At 65.7% G+C, this 20,565-nt stretch carries 14 protein-coding genes and 1 pseudogene; 2 read left to right on the top strand and 13 right to left on the bottom strand.

Annotation, left to right across the window (positions count from 1 at the left end):
- Nucleotides 1-54 precede the first annotated feature (54 nt).
- From NUG20_RS03970 to NUG20_RS03925, 10 genes are all read right to left on the bottom strand, one after another.
- Nucleotides 55-2,601, bottom strand: a complete 2,547-nt coding sequence (locus tag NUG20_RS03970; RefSeq protein WP_263397155.1) for a glycosyltransferase family 4 protein — start codon at nucleotides 2,599-2,601, stop codon at nucleotides 55-57.
- Nucleotides 2,601-4,877, bottom strand: coding sequence for a methyltransferase domain-containing protein (locus tag NUG20_RS03965; protein ID WP_263397154.1), 2,277 nt, complete (start codon nucleotides 4,875-4,877; stop codon nucleotides 2,601-2,603). Before NUG20_RS03965 ends, NUG20_RS03970 begins: the two co-directional genes overlap by 1 nt.
- 40 nt (nucleotides 4,878-4,917) lie before the next feature.
- Nucleotides 4,918-6,210, bottom strand: coding sequence for an ABC transporter ATP-binding protein (locus tag NUG20_RS03960; protein WP_263397153.1), 1,293 nt, complete (start codon nucleotides 6,208-6,210; stop codon nucleotides 4,918-4,920).
- Nucleotides 6,207-6,992: an ABC transporter permease gene (locus tag NUG20_RS03955; protein ID WP_263397152.1), complete on the bottom strand. Its 786-nt coding sequence runs from the start codon at nucleotides 6,990-6,992 to the stop codon at nucleotides 6,207-6,209. The genes NUG20_RS03960 and NUG20_RS03955 overlap by 4 nt, the downstream gene beginning before the upstream one ends.
- 107 nt (nucleotides 6,993-7,099) lie before the next feature.
- Nucleotides 7,100-8,473: a glycosyltransferase family 4 protein gene (locus NUG20_RS03950; RefSeq protein WP_263397151.1), complete on the bottom strand. Its 1,374-nt coding sequence runs from the start codon at nucleotides 8,471-8,473 to the stop codon at nucleotides 7,100-7,102.
- A 2-nt stretch (nucleotides 8,474-8,475) separates the two neighbouring features.
- Complete coding sequence (locus NUG20_RS03945; RefSeq protein ID WP_263397150.1) at nucleotides 8,476-9,669, bottom strand: cystathionine gamma-synthase; 1,194 nt, start codon at nucleotides 9,667-9,669, stop codon at nucleotides 8,476-8,478.
- An 82-nt stretch (nucleotides 9,670-9,751) separates the two neighbouring features.
- Nucleotides 9,752-11,122, bottom strand: coding sequence for a pyridoxal-phosphate dependent enzyme (locus tag NUG20_RS03940; protein ID WP_263397149.1), 1,371 nt, complete (start codon nucleotides 11,120-11,122; stop codon nucleotides 9,752-9,754).
- A 201-nt stretch (nucleotides 11,123-11,323) separates the two neighbouring features.
- Nucleotides 11,324-11,548 (bottom strand): HP1242/YdcH family protein, encoded by a 225-nt coding sequence (locus NUG20_RS03935; RefSeq protein ID WP_263110973.1) that lies wholly within the window; start codon nucleotides 11,546-11,548, stop codon nucleotides 11,324-11,326.
- Nucleotides 11,549-11,888: 340 nt separating this feature from the next.
- Nucleotides 11,889-12,785: an OmpA family protein gene (locus NUG20_RS03930; RefSeq protein ID WP_263397148.1), complete on the bottom strand. Its 897-nt coding sequence runs from the start codon at nucleotides 12,783-12,785 to the stop codon at nucleotides 11,889-11,891.
- Nucleotides 12,782-13,174 (bottom strand): DUF4398 domain-containing protein, encoded by a 393-nt coding sequence (locus NUG20_RS03925; RefSeq protein WP_263397147.1) that lies wholly within the window; start codon nucleotides 13,172-13,174, stop codon nucleotides 12,782-12,784. Before NUG20_RS03925 ends, NUG20_RS03930 begins: the two co-directional genes overlap by 4 nt.
- A 99-nt stretch (nucleotides 13,175-13,273) precedes the next feature.
- Between NUG20_RS03925 and NUG20_RS03920 the strand changes: the two genes are divergently transcribed.
- A complete protein-coding gene (locus NUG20_RS03920) occupies nucleotides 13,274-14,422 on the top strand; it encodes a PilT/PilU family type 4a pilus ATPase (RefSeq protein WP_263397146.1) in 1,149 nt (382 codons plus the stop codon).
- A 107-nt stretch (nucleotides 14,423-14,529) separates the two neighbouring features.
- Here the strand turns inward: NUG20_RS03920 and maiA are convergent, their stop codons facing one another.
- Both maiA and NUG20_RS03910 read right to left on the bottom strand, forming a co-directional pair.
- On the bottom strand, nucleotides 14,530-15,189 hold the full coding sequence (maiA, locus tag NUG20_RS03915; RefSeq protein ID WP_263397145.1) for a maleylacetoacetate isomerase: 660 nt from the start codon (nucleotides 15,187-15,189) through the stop codon (nucleotides 14,530-14,532).
- Nucleotides 15,190-15,279: 90 nt separating this feature from the next.
- On the bottom strand, nucleotides 15,280-16,269 hold the full coding sequence (locus NUG20_RS03910; protein WP_263397144.1) for a fumarylacetoacetate hydrolase family protein: 990 nt from the start codon (nucleotides 16,267-16,269) through the stop codon (nucleotides 15,280-15,282).
- 373 nt (nucleotides 16,270-16,642) lie between these two features.
- Between NUG20_RS03910 and NUG20_RS03905 the strand changes: the two are divergent.
- Nucleotides 16,643-17,953 (top strand): annotated as a pseudogene (locus NUG20_RS03905) (DEAD/DEAH box helicase); the annotation flags it as partial.
- 310 nt (nucleotides 17,954-18,263) lie between these two features.
- Here the strand turns inward: NUG20_RS03905 and NUG20_RS03900 are convergent.
- Entirely contained in the window at nucleotides 18,264-20,540 is a 2,277-nt protein-coding gene (locus tag NUG20_RS03900) for a transferrin receptor-like dimerization domain-containing protein (protein WP_263397143.1), read from the bottom strand.
- Nucleotides 20,541-20,565 lie beyond the last annotated feature (25 nt).

The raw sequence follows: 20,565 nt of genomic DNA, 5'->3' as shown, positions 1-20,565 counted from the left end.
TCCATGACACCGCACTTGCGCCTTCCACCGCGGGACCAGCAGCCATACGTCGTGCTACGTCCCAGAAGTATAGTTCATCTCGCGTGGCGACCTTGGCTGACCCGGCGTTGCCTTGGAAGTAGTCTCCACGAGCACGGCCGCAAGGTGATCAGCGCTCTGGCTCCACGTCAGCCAAGGCATTGCGTCAGAGCGCGGATGGCTGCCCTCTCGATACATGGCCACCCAGCGCAACAGGGCATTGGCAATGTTCAAGGCGCTGCGTCCATCGAAGTAAAACGCATGCGAACCGGCGACCTCGCGAAACACCGGAATGTCGCGCGCGATCATAGGCTTTCCGCGCTGCGCCGCCTCGATCAAGGGCAGCCCGAAGCCCTCACCCTCCGATGCCGCGATGAGACAGGTGCTACTGGCGTAGATCTGATCCAGATACTCATCACTGGCGCCTTGCAACCAGAACAGATTGTGATTGGCTTGCGGGTGCTGGGAAAGGCGCTCGCTCAACTCGTCAACCAACCAGCCTTTCTTGCCGACGATCACGAGTACGTATTCGCATCCTTGCTCCCAGAGTTCTTCGAAGGCATCCAGTACCTGCGAGTGTCCCTTCCGCGGCTCGAGCGTGCCCACCATTAGGAAGCTGGTGCTGCGCTCGATACGAGCCAGCACCTGCACCGCGTTGGGCGGCAGGCCTTTGGTCGGTTGGCTTTCGTCGATGTCGGCACCCAGGTGGAACCAATCGATCCTTGCAGCGGTTTTGATCTCGGCTTCCTCTACCCAAGCGGCAACATCGTCGGCCACCGCGCGCGAGATGCAGATCAGTTGGTCCGACACTCCCAGGATGTCGCGCAGCCAACGCTCATGCATCTGTCCGCCAGGCTGTGGCCACCAATCGGGATTTCGGATCGGCAGGATGTCGTAGACGACAAAGCAGATTTTCGCGCCGCTGGCACGAAAGTAGTCGAACCACTCCGGCAACAAAGACACGCAGTCGCCCACCAGATCGAGGCCGAAATAGATATCTCCCGCATGGCAGACTAGCGGTTCATCTTCTCCCAGGTCCTCACCAAACAACGTCCTTGCGTACTGGTTTGCGCAAACGTAGCGTCCGCTTGCACGATCTACCCTCACCAGCCGCACCTGATAGCCAACCGGCGGGATCTTCGTCCACTTCGAAACGATTGCGCGCGTGACGCGCTGGATGCCCGTCCTATGGTCGTGCTCAGCCAACTCGGAGACATCGATCATGATCTTCGGGCGCGCGGGGCCGATCGAGCGGTCGATTGCATCGGCCAACGCCATCATGTCCGCGTCGTCGATTGGCCCAAGCTTGACGAGCTGTCGCGGCAGGTCCCTCAGCGCATCATCGCGGTAGGCATGTATGCTCCGCCCTTCGTGCAGTTGCTCGCATGCGGCAATGAAGCTGGCGCCCACTCGGTCCCATGAGTAATCCTGGGACCGCAGCGCCGAGTACCGGCGCAGCACAGCCATCGCTGATTCCGACCGCAAGGTGGCCGCCATGCGCTCCCGGATGGAATCCACGTCCATCGGGTCGAACAGCGCCGTCGGTTCCAGCACGATCTCCTTCACGCTCGATGCATTGGAAGCGATCACCGGGGCGCCGCACGCCATCGCTTCGACGACCGGGAGGCCGAAGCCCTCATGCCACGATGGGAACACGAACAGGCTGCACTCGTTGTAGAGACCCACAAGCTCTTCGTCCGTGACATAGCCGGTAAACTGCAGGTCGCCATCGGCCAGACCCAACTGGACCATTGCCCGGCTAAGTTCGTCCACATGCGGCGCATGCATGCGTCCCGCGAGCACCAGCCGATTTTCCCTCCTCAACTCCGGCGCGAGCCCGGCGTAGGCCTGCAACAAACGCATAAGGTTCTTACGGTAGTCCGACCCGCCGGCGTACAGGATGAAGCCGCCGGTCAGTCCGAACCTACGCCGGACCTCATGCCGGATTCCGTCGTCGCACTCGAGCAGACGGAACACCGGATCGCACGCTGCCGAGATGTTGAACAACCGCTCCGGATCGCAGCCGACGACCTCGATTGCCTCCCGCGAAGAACTCTCGGAGATCGAAAACAACGCATGTGCCGTCTTGAGCTCCTTGATCTTCTGCTCGTAGAACTCGCGATAGCTCGAATCCGGATCCAGATAGACCTCCGGATTCAGGTAAGGAATGAGGTCGTAAAGAGCGACGACCGTAGGCACCCCGCTGAGGCGCCCGACGCTGACTACGGAGTTATCCAGAAATCCTTCGAACAGGCTGGAGACGAAAATTATGTCCGGCTCCAGCGCGGCGAGCGCCGCCTCGCGGATCACACATGCGCGCTCGAGTCGCGCGCGGTTCTCCGACTCCTTTGCGATGACCGGCATTGGCACATGCCAGACATGAATGTTCGCCGCGGGAAGAACCCCTGCGAACGTGCCGCGAATCTCCTTGATGGAGTCTGCGAACCCGCCATTGAGCGCCAGATGTACGTCATGGTTTGCAGCTTGCCGAGCAACTGACAGCGCCAGCGAAAGGCTGTAGCGCCCGATGCCACGGTAGCGGCTTTCCGACTGAGCCCCCTGCAGGTCGATCACAATGCGCATCAATTCATCCCCGAATGCTCAGCCTTGAGCTTCTCAAACCATTGTCTTCCATACACTGTAAGCCTCGACAGTGCGACGTTGCGATCCGCATCGGTGAACGATCCCACCTGCCCCAACGAGGGAGGCGGCGCAGACGCGCCAGCGTCAAAGATGTGTTCCTGTACCGCGACGCGGCGCAGACGCGAGTGCAAAGCAGGCACGCGCTTGAGCACCGCGTTCATCGATCGAGCCAGCAACGGCCGCCGCATGACACGACGGATGCCCGCGACAGCAAGACGTCGGCTAGCTGTCGCCGGTGCCCTCACCAGGCGGGTAGCGAAGCGGATTGGCTTGGTGAGTCGCCACGAACGGCTGGCAAGAACCACAGCGAGCCGCCTTTCCGCATCGACAGCGCGCAGGTACCAGTGATGCGCATTGGACAGAGACGCTTCAAGCGCAGCCTTAGCCTGGTCCGCTTCGTGCCGATAATCAGCGTTACATGCGTGCAACAACTCCATGCGACGCCGGATTGCGGAAATACGCACCCCTTCCGACTCGTGCTGCCAATTCCATTCCGAGACCGTCTTCTGCTTTTCTTCGAGCAATTCCGCGATCGCCGACTCGTGCTGCTGACGCAGCGCTTCCGCAGCACGTTGCCCTTGCAGAACCGCCTCTGCTACCGCTTGCTCTTTCTCCTGGACCAAGCGCGCAATCAAATGCTCTTTTTCGTCGTCCTGCAGCACGACCGCCTGTGCTCGCCCGTCACCGAACCGAGCAAGTGCTTCTTCGCGCTCGTTGGCAAGCATGAACCAACGGTGCGCATTTTCGAGTGACTCCGTCAGCTCTTGCTGCAGTCCTGCACGCTCGCGGCCAATCGTCGCGTAGGCGCGCTCGTACGTCAGCAATCCGCGCTCATAGGCGGACACCAGCGTTGTCCATGGCGGAAGTGGTTCTTCGTCGCCAGCCTGCGAGACGAACCCCTGCAACAGCCGATAGCGCCACTGCGGGCGAGGCAACGCGAACAGCTTAAGGAACGCGTTCCGGTAGCGACCGGGCAGCACCGCCAGGTCAAGCAGCGGCCGACGCAACGGATCAGGCTTCTGGACGTGGCCTTGGATCACCTCGCGAAATGTGATCAACAAGGAGAGGAACAGATCGTCTGGCCATGCGCAGTCGACTGCATCCGCAGAGATCGCACCGTAGTCGATCAGCGAAACGATGTTCTCTGGCGAAACGATGATATTCCAGCAACGCACATCGTTGTGGTACAGGCCCGCATCTTCCAGAACCACGAGTTGCGCCAGCAGCGCGTCGAGTACCTGCTCGTAAGCGTAGGGTTCATGGGCCGAGATCATCTCCGAGAGCAGCGTGCCAGAGAGCATCTCGCGGGCGATCCAGGCGGTGCGATCGTCGCGAAGGGTGCGCAACAGGCGGGGACCGTTGAAGCCGGGCGGGACATTGGACAAGAACGCCACCTCCCGCTCGTACTCGAGCAGGTTCAGCGCCCCCCGGGCCTCGTCGTCCAGCGCCAGCTGCTTGAGGATCGTGCCTTCGCCGAAGAAGTACCGACGCGTTCCGCGATGGCTGCCCATGGCGTCGGAATGAGACTCGAAGCGCATGGCGATGATTTTTGAGAGCTCATCGCCGAGATACCAGTATCGAGCGCTGGCGAAATAGATCGGTCGCTCAATTCCGGATAGATGGGTGGACTGGAAACCAAGCACCCGCCGGAATGCGTAGGGCTGCAGCAGCTCCTCGGGCCGCTCGGGCTGGGAAGGCCCCCAGTAAAGGGGCTCTTCGCGCAGCGCCAACTCGTAGATCGCGGCCGAGGTGCTGGCCGCGAGCTTCCCGAGCAATCCACGCACCTGGTCCATCCCATGCGCATGAACCAGGTGATGGAACACGCTAAGCCCGAACACTATGTCGTACAGGCCCGGCTGCAGCCTGGCCACAAAGTCCTCGATGCTCGCGCACTCGAATGCCGCGCTGGCCAATCCGCTGTCGCTCGCCAACGCCTGGCACACGGCCACGTTACGATCAAGAAAATCCACGCCATGGACACTGTGACCATCTGCGGCCATATTCAGAGAGAAATAGCCTTGAGCACAGCCCAAATCGAGCACGCGTAGCCGCCGCCCCAGTGCCTGCTCAAGGCGTTTCGCACAATCGCGGATCAATACGAGACGATCCTCGCAACCGCGCGACACGTCGCCGGATAGCTCAGGATGACCATAGATAGGCTGGTACTTCTCCGGCAGCGCTGCCACCAGACTAGCCAGGGTGAGATTGTCGCTCATCGGCCAGACCCCAGCGAAAATGAGATGGCTGCCCGTCGATTCATGCCGACGCCTCGATGACACCGAAGCCTGCCTTCATATCGACGATCCCCCAGAACTGCATGGCGCGCCCGACATCCAGCAGCAGTGCGTCATAGCGGCGATCTAGCGGCACGAGCTCAGCCAGTGGATCGCCGCTGGAAACTCCAAGCGAAACCATATAGTGACCCTGGTTGAGATCGAGCGGCAGGGTGAACTTGCACACCACCACTTCGCCTGCCTTGGCTGTTATCCGGTCGCGACCTTCACTGGAAAGGAACGAATTGGTGCCGTAGAGAAAAAGGCCTTCGAGCGTTTTCAGCAGGAAACCCGGGACCACGCTCTCGACATTATCGTCGAAGGCGATTTTCATGTAGAACTCGGTCTTGGCACCGCTGTCCAGGCGCGAAGGGAAGTGCTGCCCGCCACTGACCACCATGTAATCGACGATACGTGCTCCGCCCTGGCCCCACCGGTGTTCGCCGCGATTGTAATAGGGGCGGGTGTGGAAGATGTCCTCGTTGCTGCCCCCCATTTCCGCTGCTGCCGCGACGGCTTCGAGCGGATGGGCGGCGACGACGGACTTCCTGCCGAACAACTCGTCCAGGTACAGGTTAGACACCTCGCGCGCAGGTCCGTCGGCGTGCACTCCACCGTCCTTGATGAAGATCACTCGGTCGCAATGTTTGACGATGTCGCCCACCGCATGACTAACCAGGATCAGGGTGGTTCCCTGTTCCTTGAATTCCTGGATTCGGCGGAAGCACTTGGCCTGGAAGTAGGCATCGCCGACAGACAGCGCCTCGTCGACGATCAGAATATCCGGGCGGAAGGCAGTCGCGACAGCGAACGCGACGCGCACCTGCATGCCGCTGGAGTAAGTCCGCACAGGCTCGTCGAAATACTCGCCGATCTCCGCGAATTCCTGAATTGCCGGAATCACCTCGTCGATCTGCTGCAGGGTGTAGCCCATCAGGCCCGCCGAATGCCTGGCATTCTCGCGGCCGCTCAGATCGGGGTTGAAGCCCATGCCTAGTTCCAGGATCGCGGCAATGCGCCCGCCACGCGTGATGCGCCCCTCGGTCGGCTGAACGGTACCAGTGATCAGCTTGAGCAGTGTGCTCTTGCCCGCTCCATTGCGCCCCACCACACCCACAGATTCCCCAGGCGTGATCGCGAACGACACATTGCGCAGTACCCAGTGCTCTTCCTTCGGATGAACCGGCAATCCAAACCAGTTCGCAGCGCGAAGCCATTCACTGCCCCACACCCGATAGGACTTGCCCACACCCTCAACGCGCATCACGCCACTCATAGGGCATCCACCATTTCCTGACTCGCGCGGCGGAACACCACCAGCGAAGCGAACGCAAGCACGACGGTACTCAGCGCCATCGGCAGCAGGTCTCGCCAGACTGGGGCCTGGTCGTACAGCAGGACACGCTGATAACTGGTCACCAACGGATACAGTGGATTGAGACGGAACAACTCCTGCACCGCAGCGGGGAGGATGTTGATGCTATAGACAATCGGAGTCAGCCAGAACAGGGCTTGCAGTACGACAGGAACGACCTGCCCGATGTCGCGAACGAATACATTGAACACGCCGAGCAACAAGCCGATTGCCATGGCAAAGCACAGTGTAAGCAGTATCAGCGGAAGCAGCCAGACTGTCTGGGCGCCAGGAAAGTGACCCAGCACCGCGAACACCACAAAGATAGCGACCAACAACAGCAGGTTGTTTACAAGCATCGCGCCGCCGGCGATGAGGGGTAGGCAGATCCGGGGGAACGCCAACTTCTTCATCAGGTTGCCATTCTCGACGAACAGCGACACACATCGGCTGATGGTTTCCGTAAACATGCTCCAGCACAAGGTACCGGACATGAGATAAAGCGCATATGCGTATTTGTTGTTAACGCCAGGCAACTTGGCAGCCAATACCTCGGACAGGATCGTGGCGAAGATAAGAACCTGCATGAGCGGATGGATGATCATCCACAACGCACCCAGCTTGCTTCTGACAAAGCGCATCCTGAGGTCGTTCCTAATCGACGACAGGATAAAGTAGCGGTAGGCCCATACGGACCGCATCATGTCCAAAATCTGTACCTCTCCAATTACTTGTTAGCGAGTCGGATGAACATCCACCCACGAAATTCCTGCCGCCCCATCGAAAGGGCTCGACCCCTGCGCGCTGGGACTTAGCTCGACTCCGGCACCACTTCCACAATTCTTGCCAACAAGCGCTGCGCCGCCCGCTCCGGCGAAAGATGACGGCAAACGTGCCGCTTCGCCACCTCGCCAAGCGCGCGGGCACGCACCGGGTCGTCGGCGAGCCGCCGCATTGCCTCGGCCGCGCACGCCACATCGGCCTCGGCCCAGCGCGCACCATCCGAATCCGGATAGTCTCCTTCTGCCACAGGGACCAGCTCGTAATCCACAAGGCAGGAGTTCGTCGAATCCATGAACTCCATGTTGCCCGACCAGCCGGTCGCGATTACTGGCTTGCCTAGTGCCATGCATTCCGCCAAGCCCAAGCCGAAGCCCTCGGCGCGGTGCAGAGAGACATAGGCATCGCAGCAGCGCTGAAGCGCGTGCACATGGCCCCGGTCTATGACCTCGTCACGCACCAGGATACGAGGATCGCCGGCCACGACGTTGAGCAAATCGCGCATGCTGTCGGGATGCAGATGGCCGTTGCTCGACTTCACGAGAAGGCGCACGTCGTCGCGTCCGGGCGGGAATGCGGCAAGGAACGCCCGCACGACAGCATGCGGATTCTTGCGAGCAATAAAGGAGTGGAAGTCGAAGCTGCAGAGAAAAAGGAATTTATCCGAATCAAGGCCGAAGTCAGGCCGCTGGAGGCCACTGTCATGCACGGCCGACAGCGGCAGCGGCAGCCGCATGATGGGCTTCTCGGTGATGCGGCGGAACGCATCTTCGATGAACTTCGACGCTACCATGATCTCATCCACATGACGAATCGCCTCCTGCCAGGCATCCGGAATCTTCTCCAGCTCCCAGAACCAGCAGACGATCACGTAACGGTTCTCCATCCGAGCCTTTCCTACATGCTCAAGCGCCGCCTCCAGATAATCGGGATTCACGAACACGATGCTCACCGGATGCGGCAGCCTTTCGTCGATGAATCCATCCATGCTGTGGTCTCCCCACGAATGCGGCATTCCCAGGTCGATGTCGTACAACGCCACAGGCACGCCCGCGTCGATCAGCGCGCGCGCATACATCCTTGCACTCTCTGCCAGACCGAATTCGCCGCGGATATAGCCCAGGATATTGACTCCGGGAGACTGCAAAGAGGGGCTATTCATCTTCGCCTGCCAAGGCCTAGCGGCACCTTGCGCAGCATCCCAGGCGCTCGTCCGCTGGAAACGAGTTTGTGCGACTGATCGCGCAGAGAGAAGCGCGGCAAGCTGATCACGCAACCCTTGCGGAAACAGCCGATAAATACGTTGCAGATATGGCTGGCGACGTATCCATGCCTGAAGATTCAAGCCTAGCAACCCGGTCCTCAAACTAGACAAGATGCTCGGGCGTCTCTGCTGCTGCAACATGCCTACTGCTGCGCCTCCAACGCCCGCTGCAAATCCACCCGCAAATCCCCCACATCCTCGACCCCCACGCTCAACCGCACCAAGCCATCGCTGATGCCGAGCTGTTCGCGGCGGGCGACCGGGATGGAGGCATGGGTCATGACCGCAGGATGGTTGACCAGGCTTTCCACGCCGCCCAGCGATTCGGCCAGGGTGAACAGCTCGGTCTTCTCGCAGAAGCGCTTGGCCGCGTCGAAGCCGCCCTTGAGCACGATCGAGACGATGCCGCCGAAGCCGGACATCTGCCGCTGCGCCAGGGCGTGCTGCGGATGCGAGGCCAGGCCCGGGTAGATCACCTTCTCCACGGCCGAGTGGGTATCCAGCCACTGCGCCAGCACCAGCGCGTTGTCGCAATGCGCGCGCATCCGCAGCGGCAGGGTCTTGAGTCCGCGCAGCGCCAGGAAGCTGTCAAACGGGCCCTGTACGCCGCCCACCGAGTTCTGCAGGAACGCCAGCTGCTCGGCCAGTTCGGCATTGGCGCCGACCACGGCGATGCCGCCGACCATGTCCGAGTGGCCGTTGAGGTACTTGGTCGCCGAGTGCACGACGATGTCCGCGCCCAGTTCCAGCGGGCGCTGCAGCATCGGCGAGGCGAAGGTGTTGTCCACCACCACCAGCAGGCCGTGCTGGCGCGCGATCGCGGCGATCGCGGCGATGTCGACGATCTTCAGCATCGGGTTGGTGGGGGTTTCGATCCACACCATCCGGGTCTTGGGCGTGATCGCGGCTGCGAACGCGGCCGGATCGGTCAGGTCGACGAAGCTGAAGTCCAGCGCGGCGGTGCGCCTGCGCACGCGCTCGAACAGGCGGTAGCTGCCGCCGTACAGGTCGTCCATCGCCACCACGTGGCTGCCGCTGTCCAGCAACTCCATCACCGTGGAGGTGGCGGCCATGCCGGAGGCGAACGCGAAGCCGCGCGAGCCGCCTTCCAGCGCGGCGACGCAGCGCTCGTAGGCGAAGCGGGTCGGGTTGTGGGTACGCGAGTACTCGAAGCCCTGGTGTTCACCGGGGCTGGACTGGGCGTAGGTGGAGGTCGCATAGATCGGCGGCATCACCGCGCCCGTGGACGGGTCCGGATGCTGGCCGCCATGGATCGCCAGGGTCGCCAGCGACAGCGCAGGGCCGTCGCCATTGGGGTTGGACGTGTGGTCCGTCATGAGGGGTTCCCGGAGAAGGGGCGTGATTCTAGCAGCGAGGTCTGAACGGCCCCCTGTACCGGGAGCCGTCCACGAGGCACCGTCACTGGACGCGGCGGCGCAGGTAGTTGAGCAGGTCGATGCGGGTGATCAGGCCGAGGAAGGCGCCGTCGTTCATCACGATGGCGACCTGGCCGCGGTCGAACACCGGCAGCAGGGCCTCGATCGGCGATTTCACGTCGAGCCGGTCGAGCTTGCTGACCATGGCCGTGGAGACCGGGTCGCGGAAGCGGGCCTCGTCGCCGTAGACGTGCAACAAGACGTCGCTTTCGTCGACGATGCCCACCAGTTGGTCGCCGTCCATCACCGGCAGCTGCGACACGTCGTACAGCTTCATGCGCTGGTAGGCGGTGGTCAGCAGGTCGCTGGGACCGACCACCACGGTGTCGCGCTGGCTGTACGGGCGCAGGATCAGGTCGCGCAGGTCGCCGTGCTGCGGGCGCTCCAGGAAGCCGTTGTCCAGCATCCAGTAGTCGTTGTACATCTTCGACAGGTACTTGTTGCCGGTGTCGCAGACGAACACCAGCACCCGCTTGGGTTCGGTCTGCGCGCGGCAGTACTTCAGCGCCGCGGCCAACAGGGTGCCGGTCGAGGAGCCGCCGAGGATGCCCTCCTTGGCCAGCAGCTCGCGCGCGGTGTGGAAGCTCTCGGCGTCGCTGATCGAATAGGCCTTCTTGACCCGCGAGAAATCGGAGATGGCCGGCAGGAAGTCCTCGCCGATGCCCTCCACCAGCCAGCTGCCGGACTTCTCGCTGACCGTGCCCTGCTCGATGTACTCGGTCAGGATCGAGCCGACCGGGTCGGCCAGCACCAGTTCGGTGTGCGGCGAGGCGGCGGCGAAGGCGCGCGACAGGCCGGTCATGGTGCCGGAGCTGCCGCAGCCGAACACGATCGCGTCCAGCTTGCCGTCCATCTGCCGCAGGATCTCCGGGCCAGTGCCGAACTCGTGCGCGGCCGGGTTGTCGGGATTGCCGAACTGGTTGACGAAGTAGGCCCCGGGGGTCTCGGCGGCGAGGCGCGCGGCCAGGTCCTGGTAGTACTCGGGATGGCCCTTGGCCACGTCCGAGCGGGTCAGCACCACTTCGGCGCCCATCGCCTTGAGGTTGAAGATCTTCTCCCGGCTCATCTTGTCCGGCACCACCAGGATCAGCTTGTAGCCTTTCTGCTGGGCGACCAGAGCCAGGCCGATGCCGGTGTTGCCGGCGGTGCCCTCGACCAGCACCGCGCCGGGCTTGAGTTCGCCGCGGCGCTCGGCCGCTTCGATCATCGACAGGCCGATGCGGTCCTTGATCGAGCCGCCGGGGTTGGCGCTTTCCAGCTTCAGGTACAGCTCGCACACGCCGGTGTCGAGCTTGCTGGCCTTGACGATGGGGGTGTCGCCGATCAGGTCGAGTACGGAAGAGTGAATGGCCATCGCGTCCGGATGCATCGCGCCGACATAGCGGCTGGACCGGTGATTATCCGCGGTATGCGCCGGAATGTCAGACCGGGACGCGGAATCGGCACGAAAAAAGCCGCGATCGCGGCTTCGGGAAGAGATGGCGCGGACGGTGGCGAGCCGACGAGGAGGCCGGCCACCGCCCGCGACAAGTGAACGCGTCGTGGGAGGGGTGGATCAGTGCGGCTTCTGCTGCTCGTCGTAGAGCCGCAGCAGCTTTTCCTTGGCCGCGAGCTTTTCCCGCTTCATCTGGGACAGGGTGAGATCGTCGATCGGCAGCACGCCGAGTTCGGCATCCATGCATTTCTTGTCCAGGGTCTTGTGACGCTGGTACAGCTGCTTGAACTCGGGATCGGATTTGATCAGCGCGTCGATTTCGGTCTGCGATTGCCCTTCGAACATAGGAATAGCCTCCTTCAGCTGGAAACAAGAACGCCCCGGCCGGAACGGCACGGGGCGTTGCCTGGGAGCGGAGTCGCGCGGGCCGCCAGCCGCTCCACCGCAACGCCCGGGCCTGCGGCCCTTGGAACGTCGTGCTGCGGTGCGTGCCACTGCTTCATCGGCCCGGTGCCTCCGTTGGAACCAGGCGACGAGATGCCACCTGGGAGTTCGACCCTACGCCTCCCCACCGCATCCGACAAGGGACGCCAGCCCGCTTTTCCGCATTCAGTTGCTCGCCGCTCAGGCCCAGGGAAAAACCGCGTTAAAAACGGTTCCAGGGCACCGGTGCGGCCACCCCGGCTCAGGGTGCGATCACCACCTCGGCGGCGCGGGCCTTGCTGGCCGGCGCCTTCTTGCCGACCGCCTGCAGCCGGCTCGCCGCCACGCCGCCGCCGACCAGCGCATCGCGCAGCGCGTCGGCGCGCTTCTGCGCCACGCCGGCGTCGGCATCGTAGGCCTCGATCCGCACCCGGCCCTTGGCGCCGATCTGCAGGTACTGCGCCAGCGCCTTGGCCTGGCCGGCGGCATCGGCGGTCAGCGCCGCCTTGCCCGCGGCGAACGCGCCGCCGCCGACGGTGAAGACCTCCCCGCGCGGCTCGAAGCGCGACGCCGGCAGCTTGGCCCCGGCAACCAGTTCGGCCTCCTCGCGGGCCAGCTTGGCCGACTTCTGCTGCGCGGCGCTGAGCTTGGCGGTCTGCTGCCCGGCCACGCTGGTCAGCGCCTGCTCGGCATCCTGCCGCGCCAGCTGTTCGGCCTCGGCCGCCTGGCGCAGGCTTTCGGCCTCCTCGGCCTGGATCTGCGCCTGCACCCGCAGCCGCTCGGCTTCCTGGCGCGCCCGCGCGGCCTCGCGGCGGCTGGCTTCGACCAGCAACTCGCTGCGGGTCCTCTCCAGCTGGTCGACCTGGCGCCGGGCCAGCGCCGCACGCGCGGCGGTCTCGGCGATCTCGACGCGGCGCTCGGCGAGGTAGCGCGCATCGTCCTGCTCCTTGCGCTTGGCCGCGGCGAACGCGGCGACCGCCTGCTGCGCCTGCAGCCGCTCGTAGGCGGCCACGTCGGCGCTCAGCGGATCGGCCTGCAAGGCGACCAGGCGCTGGTTCAGCACCGCCAGTTCCGGATCTTCGGCCGCGAACGCCGCCAGCGGCGCGACCAGCAACAGCAGCGCGGCCAGGCGGCCGGCCATCCCCAGGCGACGGCTCATGGACGGCCCTCCCCGGTGTTCAAGCTGCGCTGCAGGTCGGCCACCTCGGCCTTGCGCTGCTGCAGTTGCGCGTTCGCCACCGCCTCCTCGCTGCGTACCCGCGCCAGGTCGGCATCGGCCGCCACGCGCAGCGCCAGCTGCGGCGCGGTCTTGCGTTGGCGGCGGTCCAGCGCCGCCTGCTGGGCCTGTTCCAGGCCCTGGCGGGCCGTGGCGATCAGGTCCGGCGCGTACTGGTCGGCGTCGGCCTGGATCGCGCGCTGCACCGCCTGCTGCGCGGTCTGCAGCTCCGGCGAGGCGACCTGGGCGAACGCGGCGGGCGCGGCAAACAGCGCCAATGCGCACGCCATCACGTACTGCGGGCAACGGATTTGTGCGAAGCTAGTTTTCATCAAGGGGGGCCGTAGGCGGAGACGTCGAGCGCGGCCATTGTCGGAAGCCTGTGGCGCGCTTGCAACGGGCAGCCGCGGATTGTTGGGGAACCATTGCGCATGGATATCGGCTACTTCCTGAAGCTGATGACCGAAAAGAACGCCTCGGACATGTTCCTGACCACGGGAGCACCGGTCTATATCAAGATCGAAGGCAAGCTGTACCCGCTCGGCGCCACCGGCCTGCCGCCGGGCATGGTCAAGAAGATCGCCTATTCGCTGATGGACGAGGGCCAGGTGCCGCAGTTCGAGCGCGAGCTGGAGCTGAACATGGCCATCGCGCTGCAGGACGCCGGCCGCTTCCGGGTCAACGTGTTCAAGCAGCGCGGCGAGGTCGGCATGGTCATCCGCGCGATCCGCAGCAAGATTCCCAGCATCGAGGAACTGCACCTGCCGCAGGTGCTCAAGGACGTGATCATGACCCCGCGCGGGCTGGTCCTGGTGGTCGGCTCGACCGGCTCCGGCAAGTCCACCTCGCTGGCGTCGATGATCGACCACCGCAACAGCACCACCACCGGGCACATCCTCACCATCGAGGATCCGATCGAATACCTGCACAAGCACAAGATGTCGATCGTCAACCAGCGCGAGGTCGGCCTGGACACCCACGCCTTCCACAACGCGCTGAAGAACGCGATGCGCGAGGCGCCGGACGTGATCCTGATCGGCGAGATCCTGGACGCGACGACGATGGAGGCGGCGATCGCCTTCGCCGAGACCGGCCACCTGTGCCTGGCCACGCTGCACTCCAACAACGCCGACCAGACCATCGAGCGCATCCTCAACTTCTTCCCGGAAAGCGCGCACAAGAACGTGCTGATGAACCTGGCGCTGAACCTGCGCGCGGTGGTCTCGCAGCGCCTGGTCAAGGACAAGAACGAGCGCCGCCGCCCGGCCACCGAGGTGCTGCTGAACACGCCGATGATCCGCGACCTGCTGCGCCGCGGCCAGGTGCACGAGATCAAGGCCGCGATGGAGGAGTCGCTGGAGGAAGGCATGGAGACCTTCGACCAGTGCCTGTTCCGGATGGTCAAGCAGGGCCAGATCGAGCAGGAGGAAGCGCTGCGCGCGGCCGACTCGCGCGACGGCCTGGCGCTGAAGTTCCGCCTGTCCGAGGGCTCCAGCGGCGAACACGACCCCTACGCGGACTATGACGCCGCTGCCGGCGGCGGCGCCAGTTCGCCGCGGATCACGCACGGCTTCGGTTGAGCGCACGCGGCGGCGCCTTTGTAGGAGCGGCTTCAGCCGCGACAGGCATCATCCGGCAAGACCCTGTCGCCGCTGAAGCCGCGCCTCCAGGGTCGAGACGCCAGGCCTCAGCCCTGCGCGTCCGGCTGCCGCTCCGGGCGCGCCGCATCGAACGCCGGCAGCGCCAGGCAGGCCTGCTCGATCCGCGCCAGGGTCGGATAGACCTGCATGTCCACGCCGAAGCGGCGCGCGTTGAAGACCTGCGGCACCAGGCAGCAATCGGCCAGCCCCGGCTGCTCGCCATGGCAATAGGTGCCGGTGTCGGGCGACTCGGCGAGCAGTTGCTCCAGCGCATCGAAGCCCAGCACGATCCAGTGCAGCATCCACTCCTCGCGCTCGGACTGCGGCACGCTCCACACGGTCTCGAAGAACCGGCCCACGCGCAGGTTGTTGAGCGGATGGACGTCGCAGGCGATCAGTTGCGCGAGCCCGCGCACCCGCGCGCGGTCGATCGCCGCATCCGGCAGCAGTGGCGGCTCCGGCCAGCGTTCGTCCAGGTATTCCAGGATCGCCAGCGACTGGCGGATCGGCTGGCCGTCGTGGCACAGCGTCGGCACCAGCTCCTGCGGATTGAGTCGCGCGTACTCCGGCGAATGCTGCTGGCCGCCGTCGCGCACCAGGTGCACCGGCAGCGCCTGGTAGGCCAGCCCTTTCAGGTTGAGGCCGATGCGCACGCGATAGGCGGCGCTGGAACGCCAGTAGGTGTACAGCTGCAACGCCTCTTCCACGCCCTGCCCCTCCCCGTCCGGACGATCACGATACCGGTGGACACAGTAGCAGCGGCGCCGCCGGTCGTCTCGGCGCCGCCGCCGGCCGGCTCAGGGCCGGGAAGCGGGCTCGATGCGCTGTTCGATCGCGCCGAAGATGCTCACCCCGTCACGGTCCAGCATCTCGATCCGCACCACGTCACCGAACTTCATGAACGGCGTACTCGGCTGGCCGTCGCGCAAGGTCTCGACCACGCGCTGTTCGGCGAAGCAGGAGGCGCCGCGGCTGGTGTCCTGGTTGGCGATGGTGCCCGAGCCGATCACCGCGCCGGCGGCCAGCGGCCGCGTCTTCGCCGCGTGCGCGACCAGTTGCGCGAAGTCGAACTGCATGTCCTCGCCGGCTTCCGGCGCGCCGAACCACGCGCCGTTGATGTGGGTCAGCAGCGGCAGGTGCAGCTTGTTGTCGCGCCAGGCCTCGCCCAGTTCGTCCGGGGTCACGAACACCGGCGACAGCGCCGAGCGCGGCTTGGACTGCACGAAGCCGAAGCCCTTGGCCAGTTCGGCCGGGATCAGGTTGCGCAGCGACACGTCGTTGACCAGCCCGATCAGCTGGATATGCCCTGCGGCCTGCTGCGCATCGACCGCCATCGGCACGTCGTCGGTGACCACCACGATCTCCGCCTCCAGGTCGATGCCGTAGTCCTCGCTGACCACCTTGACCGCGTCGCGCGGGCCGTAGAAGCCGGCGCTGACCGCCTGGTACATCAGCGGATCGCTGTAGAAGCTCTCCGGCACCTCGGCGCCGCGCGCGCGGCGCACCCGCTCCACGTGCGGCAGGTAGGCGCTGCCGTCCAGGAACTCGTAGGCGCGCGGCAGCGGCGCGGCCAGCGCGGCGATGTCCAGGTCGAACTGGCCGTCGGCGCTGCCGTCGTTGAGCGACTCGGACAGCGCGTTCAGGCGCGGCGCCAGGTTGCTCCAGTCCTCCAGCGCGCGCTGCAGGGTCGCAGCGATGCCGGTGGCGCGCACCGCGCGGGTCAGGTCGCGGGAAACGACGATCAAGGTGCCGTCGCGACCGCCTTCCTTCAGGGAACCTAGCTTCATGTCCGTCCAGTGCTGGGGAGCCGATCGGACGATTGTACGGCCAGACCGAATATTGGTTGCAACTGAAACAGAGCCGCCGGCCGTCGGAAAACCGCCCGGCCTTTTGTGCATTGCGCCAATTCAGCGTAGACTGGCCAGGTCTGCATGCGGCCGTCCGTTTCCCTCAGGGACCGCCGGCGAGGTCAGGATCGTTCGATCCGCTCGCCCGCCCCGCCCGACGCCTTTCGTGGTGCCGACAAACCCGAGCGCTGTCTGCTCCGGGTTGTTCCACCCTCTCGCAGCGCGGTTCACGGGAACGCTCCGAGCCTCACCCTACTTGCGTCTGCACTCCGGGCACGTCCCGGCGACGGCGCGTTATCCGGAGCTTTTCTCGATGTCATTCGAATCCTTGGGCCTGGCGCCCTTCCTGCTGCGCGCGTTGGCCGAGCAGGGCTACGAAACCCCCACCCCGATCCAGTTGCAGGCGATTCCGCTGGCGCTGGCCGGCCACGACCTGATGGCTGGCGCGCAGACCGGCACCGGCAAGACCGCCGCGTTCGGCCTGCCGCTGCTGCAGCACCTGGGCACCTCGCCGCAGCCGGTGGGCAATGGCGCGCGCAAGCCGCGCGCGCTGATCCTGACCCCGACCCGCGAGCTGGCCACCCAGGTGCACGACAGCCTGCGCGGCTACAGCAAGTACCTGCGCATCCCCAGCACCACCATCTACGGCGGCGTCGGCATGGGCAACCAGCTCGACGCGCTGCGTCGCGGCGTGGACCTGCTGATCGCCTGCCCGGGCCGCCTGCTCGATCACCTCGAGCGCCGCAGCGTGGACCTGTCGGGCATCGAGATCCTGGTGCTGGACGAGGCCGACCGCATGCTCGACATGGGCTTCCTGCCCTCGATCAAGCGCATCCTGGCCAAGCTGCCCAAGCAGAACCGGCAGACCCTGCTGTTCTCGGCCACCTTCGAGGAAGGCATCAAGCAGCTGGCCCGCGAGTTCATGCACGACCCGCAGGAAATCCAGGCCACGCCGAGCAACACCGTCGCCGACACCATCACCCACCGCGTGCACCCGGTCGATGGCACCCGCAAGCGCGAGCTGCTGCTGCACCTGCTGGCCGCCGATTCGCGCATGCAGACGCTGGTGTTCGCGCGCACCAAGCACGGCGCCGACAAGCTGACCATGTTCCTGGACAAGTCCGGGCTGAAGACCGCCGCGATCCACGGCAACAAGAGCCAGGGCCAGCGCCTGCGCGCGCTGAGCGACTTCAAGGCCGGTCGCATCACCGTGTTGGTGGCGACCGACATCGCCGCGCGCGGCATCGACATCGACCAGCTGCCGAAGGTCATCAACTACGACCTGCCGATGGTCGCCGAGGACTACGTGCACCGGATCGGCCGCACCGGCCGCAACGGCTCGCAGGGCGAGGCGGTGTCGCTGGTGGCGCAGGACGAGGCCAAGCTGCTGCGCGCGATCTCGCGCATGCTCAAGCGCGAGATGGACATCCGCGACGTGCCGGGCTTCGAGCCGTCCACGCCGATCCGCTGGGGCAACAACAATCCGGCCGACGAGCGTCCGGGCGGCCAACGTCCGCCGCGCAAGAGCACCCACGCGCGCCGCCCGCACGGCGATGCGCCGCGCCCGCACGCGCATGCCGGGGCCAAGCCGGCCGGCGGCACCCAGCCGGGTGGCGCACGCCGCCAGGGCGAGCGCCGTCGCAGCGGCGGCCAGCCCAGCGCTGCGCGCTGAGTCGGCGCGATCCGCGTTGCGGATCGCAGCAGGCACAAGCGGCCCACCAGGCCGCTGCCGGTAAGCCGACGGTTTCGAGCGTCGGCAAGCCACACAGAAAGGAGCGCGAAATGCGCTCCTTTTCTGTTTTGCGGCAGGTCGGTTTGCAGCAGCGGGCCCTTCCACCTCGACCGCGTTGCGAAGCGGCGGCGGACACGGCCTACGATATCTGCAGCCGCCCGCCGCTCCGCCATGCTCGAACGACAGAGCCCAGAGCGAATCCCTACCCGCCGATCAGCGCGGTGTTGCGGTCGATCTGCGCGCGGTAGGCATCCAGCACCGCCGCGGTGCGCACGACGTAGCGGCGCAGATCGTCCCAGCGCTGATCCTCCAGCGCCTCGCGAATGCCGGGCAGGGTCTTGACCTCGTAGCCGGTCGCCAGCCCCGGCGCATAGATCAGGTTGCGGTACCAGGGACGGCCCGGCAGTCCTTCGTCGGCCAACAGGCGTTGGTCGATCTGCTGCAGGGAGGTATTGAGCTGGCGCCGCGTCGAGGCATCCAGCGCGCCGCTGCGCGCGGCCAGCGCCGCGTCGTAGCGTTGGCTGCTGGACTGCAGGCGGGCGATGGCCTGGTCCAGCGCGGCAAAATCGATCGCCGGCACCGCCTGCTTGGCCGCTGGCGGCTGCAGCGGGCGATTGGGGTTGTCGGCGGCGCGGTAGGCACCGCTGCGCAGCAGCGCGGCCTGGGTCTGCGCGGCCTCGCGGTCGCTGTCGGCCTGCTGTTTCAGCTCCTTCGCATAGCCGGCCACCGCGTCGGCGAAGTCGCCGAAACGCTGCGGCAGCACCGGCGCGTTGGCCACCCGCAGCACGGTGCGGCCGACCGTTTGCGACAACAACGGCAGATAGCGGAATTCGGGATCGATGAAGCGCGCGAAGTAGTCGTAGGAGTCGTAGAGGGAGTGGTAGACGCCGCCGCCCCCGCCCTGCCCGCCATAGCCCAGGTCCAGCGTCGCCAGGCCCAGATGCTGCAGGAACGGGCTGTAGTCGCTGCCCGAGCCCAGCGCCTTGAGCGGCAGGTCCGCGCCGGCCGCCGCCTTTTTGGCGAGGTCCTTCTGCGCGGGCTTGGCGCCGGGCGCCAGCGCATCCAGCTGCGCGCGGGCACGCTGCCGCTCGAGTACGCTGACCCCGCTGTCGGGATCGCGCAATTCCTCGGCCACGCCATTGACCAACCGTTGCAGCGCATGGCTGCCGCCGGCGTTGAGGAAGCCGCGACCGTTGCCATCGGTGTTCACGTACAGCACCGCCTTGCGCTGCAGTTCGTCGGCATGCTGCTCGGCCCATTCGGTCGAGCCGAGCAGGCCGGCCTCCTCGCCGTCCCAACTGGCGTAGACCAGGGTGCGCTTGGGCCGCTGGCCCTGCCGCGCGAGCTCGCCGATCGCCTTGGCTTCGGCCAACAACGCGGCGGTGCCGGACAGCGGATCGGCGGCGCCGAACACCCAGCCGTCGCGATGGTTGCCGCGCACCACCCATTGGTCCGGGTATTCGCTGCCGCGCAGCGTGGCGATGACGTTGTACAGGGTCTTGCGCCCGCCCCAATCGGCGTCGACCTTCAGATGCACGCGCGCGCCGCCGTCGCCGCCGATGCGGTAGGTGATCGGCAACGCGCCGCGCCAGTCTTCCGGCGCCACCGGGCCGCGCAGCGCGGCCAGCAGCGGTTGCGCGTCGCCCCAGCTGATCGGCAGGGTCGGGATCTTGAGCACGCTGCGCGCCTGCTCGATCGGCAGGCGCTTGGCGCCGGCGGTGGCGCCCACCCCCGGGGTCAGCGGATCGCCCGGGTAGATCGCGAAGTTGGCGACCGAACCGCGTTGCACGCTCCACTGGTTGCGGGCCGGGCCGTCGGGGTACGGCAGGTCCTGGAAGTAGCCGTCGTCGCGCGGGTCGGAATAGATGATCGCGCCGATCGCGCCGTGCTCCTGCGCCAGGCGCGGTTTGAGTCCGCGCCAGCCCTTGCCGTAGCGGGCGATGACGATCTTGCCGCGCACGTCCACGCCGTTGCGCGCCAGCGCCTCGTAGTCCTCGGCGATGCCGTAGTTGACGTAGACCAGGTCGGCGGTGACGTCGCCGTTGCCGCCGTAGATCACGTATGGCGGCAACACGTCCTGGGTCTGCGTCGAGGTGCTGTCGCCGGGCAGCGGCGGCTCCTTCAGCCGGGCCACATAAGGCTGCGCGCCCAGCAGTTCCAGCGCCGCGCTCCTGGGCGACGGCCACAGCACCTCGTACTGTTCGATTTGCGCGTCCCAGCCGTAGCTGCGCAGCCGCGCCTGCAGGTCGCGCGCGTTCTCCAGGTTGTGCGGCGCGCCGACCTGGTTGGGGCGCGAGGACCACTGCTTGAGCCAGCCGCGGTAGTCCGCGTCTTGCAGCCCGGCGTCAAAGCGCGCCTCCAGCGCGCGCTGCGCCTGCGCGGCGGCGGCATCGTAGCCGGGCAGCGGCACCGGCTGCGCGAGTGCGGAGGAAGCAGCGAGAATCAGAACCAGCCCGGCACTGCGGCGACGATGCGACATGAAAACACTCCTTGAACGTGGCATG

This window comes from Xanthomonas sp. CFBP 8443, assembly GCF_025666195.1.
In the GTDB taxonomy this organism is placed as follows: Bacteria; Pseudomonadota; Gammaproteobacteria; order Xanthomonadales; family Xanthomonadaceae; genus Xanthomonas_A.
The sequence above is the reverse complement of the archived record's forward strand: the minus strand, read 5'-3'. Positions and strand labels throughout refer to the sequence as shown.